At 53.4% G+C, this 1,108-nt stretch carries 1 protein-coding gene and 2 pseudogenes; 1 reads left to right on the forward strand and 2 read right to left on the reverse strand.

Translation table 11 applies throughout. The annotated features are described in order from the left end of the window. Both KP703_RS15520 and KP703_RS15875 read right to left on the reverse strand, forming a co-directional pair. Positions 1–491: pseudogene (locus tag KP703_RS15520) on the reverse strand (type II restriction endonuclease); the annotation flags it as partial. A gap of 58 nt (positions 492–549) precedes the next feature. Continuing rightward, positions 550–741, reverse strand: a pseudogene (locus tag KP703_RS15875) (type II restriction endonuclease); the annotation flags it as partial. Between the two features lie 208 nt (positions 742–949). Between KP703_RS15875 and KP703_RS15525 the strand changes: the two are divergent. Then, positions 950–1,108 (forward strand): transposase (locus KP703_RS15525; protein WP_373687446.1); only part of this gene is annotated, 159 nt, incomplete at its 3' end.

The following is a 1,108-nucleotide window of genomic DNA, read 5'->3' on the forward strand; positions in this document are numbered from 1 at the left end:
AAGGCGTTATAGCCGTTCACGATTGCCGTATTGAAAGGCGGCATGATCGTAGGATGCAGGAAATACAGCAGATTGGCGACGGCTGGTCCCAGCCCTTTTATCTTCCGGGCATCGATCGCGTGGATGGCCGAGACCACGTGCTCGTCGGTATTGCAACACAGGCAGGTATCGAGAAGCTGCCCGAATGCTTTCTGGTTTGCAGGATTTTCGTAGATATCGGGAATGCGTAGCTTCGGCTTCCACAGGAAGGCGTGATCCGCACCCTTGAAAATCTGGCGCTGCTCCGCAATCGAATGGACGACCGTTTCCAGAGAGGAACCACGATAGGCGACCCCGAATGTGCTCTCGGCTATCTCGGCAACGACCTGCTGCAGACCACGGCGGATAGACCGAAAATTCTTGATACGTTCGTCCCACAGAAACCAGCTCTGATAGGTCCCTGCCGGATCGTCCCGCCAGCGAAGGATAAGGTCTAGAATCAGGTCGGTCATCAATCCAGAAACTAAAATTACATTCGTTTCTAAGCCTGATTGTAACAGCGGCTCACGTCAATGCGGATAATCGCAAGNCACGATAGGCGACCCCGAATGTGCTCTCGGCTATCTCGGCAACGACCTGCTGCAGACCACGGCGGATAGACCGAAAATTCTTGATACGTTCGTCCCACAGAAACCAGCTCTGATAGGTCCCTGCCGGATCGTCCCGCCAGCGAAGGATAAGGTCTAGAATCAGGTCGGTCATCAATCCAGAAACTAAAATTACATTCGTTTCTAAGCCTGATTGTAACAGCGGCTCACGTCAATGCGGATAATCGCAAGAGGTTGCGCGGTATGATACCCCCGCTTTGAACTTATTTCCCCTAGGGCCTGTTAGATCTTAAAATACTTCCTATATTGTATGGATTGAAGAAGGAGACGGAACAGGCACTTTCACTGATGAGACATGGGCGATCTGGGAACCGCTGATTGAGGCGGTTCGGCCAAGGGGCAAGACACCGCCCCATGATCTGCGGCGTACGATAGCAGCGATCTTCTGGCGTCATGAGAATGGTGCGAAATGGCGAAGTATCCCCGCTGAGCTGGGTCCGTGGTGGCGGGCGGCGCAGCTT

Origin of the sequence: Acetobacter sp. P5B1 (genome assembly GCF_018811985.1) — a bacterium.
GTDB classification, from domain to species: Bacteria; Pseudomonadota; Alphaproteobacteria; order Acetobacterales; family Acetobacteraceae; genus Acetobacter; species Acetobacter cerevisiae.